Origin of the sequence: Xaviernesmea oryzae (genome assembly GCF_900109605.1) — a bacterium.
Taxonomy (GTDB): domain Bacteria; phylum Pseudomonadota; class Alphaproteobacteria; order Rhizobiales; family Rhizobiaceae; genus Xaviernesmea; species Xaviernesmea oryzae.
The window spans coordinates 1-3,329 of the sequence record NZ_FOAM01000041.1; the positions used below are offsets into that span (position 1 = coordinate 1).

Here is a 3,329-nt window from a genome sequence, read left to right on the forward strand (position 1 = left end):
TCGGGCAAGTCGGCAAGTCCGACTGGGAGGTCCTCTTTTTCCATTCGGCGACGGTCTTCTGATTGATTCCGTATCGTCTGAAAAGCGCCCTCAGGGATCGTGTCCCATGGAGTGGTGTAGCTGGATTTCATAGCCATCGGTGATTTCCGGTAGGGTCGGGTTGCTTATGACCAACCTGAGGGACACCACCGATGACCGACGACATGATGAACCTGCGCTCACTCGTTGAGAAGAGCGCCGACGCCGATTTGCTGCGCGAAATGATCGGGTTTGCTGCCGAGAAACTGATGGCGCTGGAGGTCGGCACGAAGACCGGCGCGGGGTATGGCGAGAAGAATGGCTTCCGACTTGCCCAGCGCAACGGCTATCGCGACCGGGACTGGGAGACACGGGCGGGCACTGTCGAGCTGCGCATCCCCAAGCTTCGCACAGGCAGCTACTTCCCAAGCTTTCTCGAACCACGCCGAATGGCTGAGAAGGCCCTGACGGCGGTCATCCAAGAGGCCTATATCCAGGGCGTTTCGACACGATCCGTCGACGACCTCGTCAAGGCGATGGGCATGAGCGGCATCTCCAAGAGCCAGGTGTCCCGCCTGTGCGAAGAGATCGACGACAAGGTGAAGGTCTTCCTCGACCGACCCATCGAAGGCGAATGGCCCTATCTCTGGATCGATGCGACCTACCTCAAGGTCCGGCGCGGCGGGCGCATCGTTTCCGTCGCCGTGATCATCGCCGTCGGCGTCAACACCGACGGCCGACGCGAGGTGCTCGGCATGGAAATCGGCACGTCCGAGGCCGAGGCGATCTGGACCGAGTTTCTTCGAAAGCTAACCAGGCGGGGTCTGCGTGGCGTCAAGCTCGTCGTCTCTGATGCGCATGAGGGGATCAAGGCCGCAGTATCGAAGGTGCTCTCCGCGACCTGGCAGAGGTGCCGTGTTCACTTCATGCGCAATGCGCTCGCCCATGCCGGAAAGAGTGGCCGGCGCGTCGTCTCCGCCTTCATCGCCACGGCCTTCGCCCAAGACACAGCGGAGGCGGCGAGCGCCCAGTGGCGCAATGTCGCCGACCAGATCAGGCCGAAGGTGCCCAAACTCGCCAGTCTTATGGACAGTGCCGAGCAGGACGTGCTGGCCTACATGACCTTTCCCAAACAGCATGGGGCCAAGCTTCATTCGACAAACCCGATCGAGCGTCTCAACGGTGAGGTCAAGCGGCGCACCGAGGTCGTCGGCATCTTCCCCAACGATGACGCCATCGTCAGGCTCGTCGGCGCGCTCCTGCTCGAACAGAACGATGAATGGGCCGTCCAACGATCCCGCTACATGACGCTGGAAACCATCGCCACAATGAGCGATGATCCGCTTATCAGCCTGCCAGCAGCAAGCTGACACTCATCCGCCCCTCTGGGATGAGCCGTGGTCGTCTAAGCTACACCACGTCCTGGGACACGATCCCCTCAGGCTCTCTTGACCATTGTGTATTGCTCGACGCACTGCCTCTGTCGTCGTGGCGCTCCCGTGTAGAACCCGACCCATAGTGCCTCCCTCGATTCCTGTGAGAAGGCAGCCCCTCCCCGGTCTGTTCTGAGAAACAAGACGACTGCCAAACAATTCGGGGCGTTCGCGTCCCATGAACGCAAAGAGCCTCCCGAGGGAGGCTCAGACTGCTGACAAACCCCTGGCGACATCCAGGGGTTTGTGATTCACTGGGACATGTTGAAGAAACCTGCTCCCGAACAGATGGCTCTCGAGATGGTGACGCTCGACAGTCTGGTGCCGAAGGATCACTTGCTTCGCAAGATCGACGCTGTGATCGACTTTTCCTCCATTCATGATCGCGTTGCCGGGCTTTACTGCGCCGACAACGGCGGCCCGCCGCTCGATCCCACGTTGATGTTCAAGGCGCTGTTCATCGGCTACCTGTTCGGAGTTCGCTCGGAGCGGCAGTTGGTGCGCGAGATCGAGGTGAATGTCGCCTATCGTTGGTTTCTGCGCATGAAGCTGACGGACCCGGTTTTTGACGGCTCCACGCTCAGCCAGAACCGCCGCCGCCGCTTCAACGACACGTCGGTGGCCCAGGACATCTTCGATGCGATCGTTGAGCAGGCGATCCGGCACGACCTGGTCGAAGGCACAGTCCTCTACACGGACTCGACGCATCTGAAGGCCAATGCCAACAAGGGCAAGTATGATCTCGAGATGCGCCAGAAGTCGCGTGCCGACTACCGGGCCGACCTCGACCGGGCAATCGCGGCTGAGCGGGCAGCGCATGGCCAGAAGCCGCTGAAGGAAAAGGACCGCGAGCCGGAGGTAAAGGAAACCAAGGTCAGTCGTACCGATCCGGACGCGGGCTACTTGGGTAGCGCGACGGCAAGCCCAAGGGCTTCTTCTATCTCGATCATCGTACCGTCGATGGCCGCCATGCGATCATCACCGACACGCATGTGACGCCGGCCAACGTGCATGACAGTATCGTCTATCTGGAGCGGCTCGACCGGCAGCGGGAACGCTTCGACTTCAACGTCGGGGCGGTCGGACTGGATGCGGGTTATGCCACATCAGGCATCGCCAAGGGGCTGGAGGACAGGAACATCCTCGGCGTGACCGGCTATCGCAACCCCACCCCGCCGAAGGAGGGGATGATGCGCAAGTCGAAATTCGTCTACGAGCCCGACACCGACGGCTATCGCTGCCCGCAGGGCCAGATGCTCACCTACGCCACCACCGACCGCAATGGCTACAAGCGCTATCGGTCAGACCCGGCCATCTGCCGCGACTGCCCGCTTCTTGCCTCCTGCACCTCAAATGCGAAATCCGAGCGGACCATTACCTGCCACGTCTGGGCCGACGCCCGTGAGCGCACCGACATGAACCGCAAGACACCGTGGGGCAAAGCGATCTACATGCGGCGAAAGGAGACCGTCAAACGCTCCTTTGCCGACGCCAAACAGCTTCACGGCCACCGCTACGCCCGCTTCCGCGGCCTCATCAAAGTGAGGTGGCAATGCTTGCTTGCCGCGAGCGCCCAGAACATCAAGAAGATCGCAATGGCAATGACCAAAGCCCCCAATCCAGCCTGGGGATGAGGGCATGAGCAAGCGCCAAGCCGCCTCGCACCACAACCAAGGACACCACCTGAGCGAGAGACTTTCAAATCGCAAAAAACCCGCCGAAAAAAATCGACGGGTTTGTCAGCAGTCTGAGCCTCGCGGAGGAGGCTTTGATGTGTGTCTATTGAGATCGAGGGGGAATGTTTGGTTGCGGGGGCAGGATTTGAACCTGCGGCCTTCAGGTTATGAGCCTGACGAGCTACCGGGCTGCTCCACCCCG

The 3,329-nt window shown here is 60.9% G+C and carries 2 protein-coding genes and 2 pseudogenes; 2 read left to right on the top strand and 2 right to left on the bottom strand.

Features of this window, described 5'->3' with window-relative positions:
* A pseudogene (locus BMX61_RS24530) lies at positions 1 to 97 on the bottom strand (IS481 family transposase); the annotation flags it as partial.
* 94 nt (positions 98 to 191) lie between these two features.
* On the opposite strand from BMX61_RS24530, the gene BMX61_RS24055 reads away from it, so the two are divergent.
* Positions 192 to 1,388: an IS256 family transposase gene (locus tag BMX61_RS24055; protein ID WP_075627540.1), complete on the top strand. Its 1,197-nt coding sequence runs from the start codon at positions 192 to 194 to the stop codon at positions 1,386 to 1,388.
* Positions 1,389 to 1,439: 51 nt separating this feature from the next.
* Here BMX61_RS24055 and BMX61_RS25480 read toward each other — a convergent pair.
* Positions 1,440 to 1,535, bottom strand: a pseudogene (locus BMX61_RS25480) (IS481 family transposase); the annotation flags it as partial.
* A 177-nt stretch (positions 1,536 to 1,712) separates the two neighbouring features.
* Between BMX61_RS25480 and BMX61_RS24065 the strand changes: the two are divergent.
* Positions 1,713 to 3,085 (top strand): IS1182 family transposase gene (locus BMX61_RS24065; protein ID WP_092743085.1). Its coding sequence is split into 2 segments (ribosomal slippage): positions 1,713 to 2,360 and positions 2,363 to 3,085, totalling 1,371 coding nucleotides; the frame shifts between segments, so codons are not numbered across the junction.
* Positions 3,086 to 3,329: the final 244 nt, after the last annotated feature.

Excerpts from the sequence above, each read along its gene's own strand:
- BMX61_RS24055 (WP_075627540.1), top strand. The coding sequence starts at position 192 with ATGACCGACGACATGATGAACCTGCGCTCACTCGTTGAGAAGAGCGCC.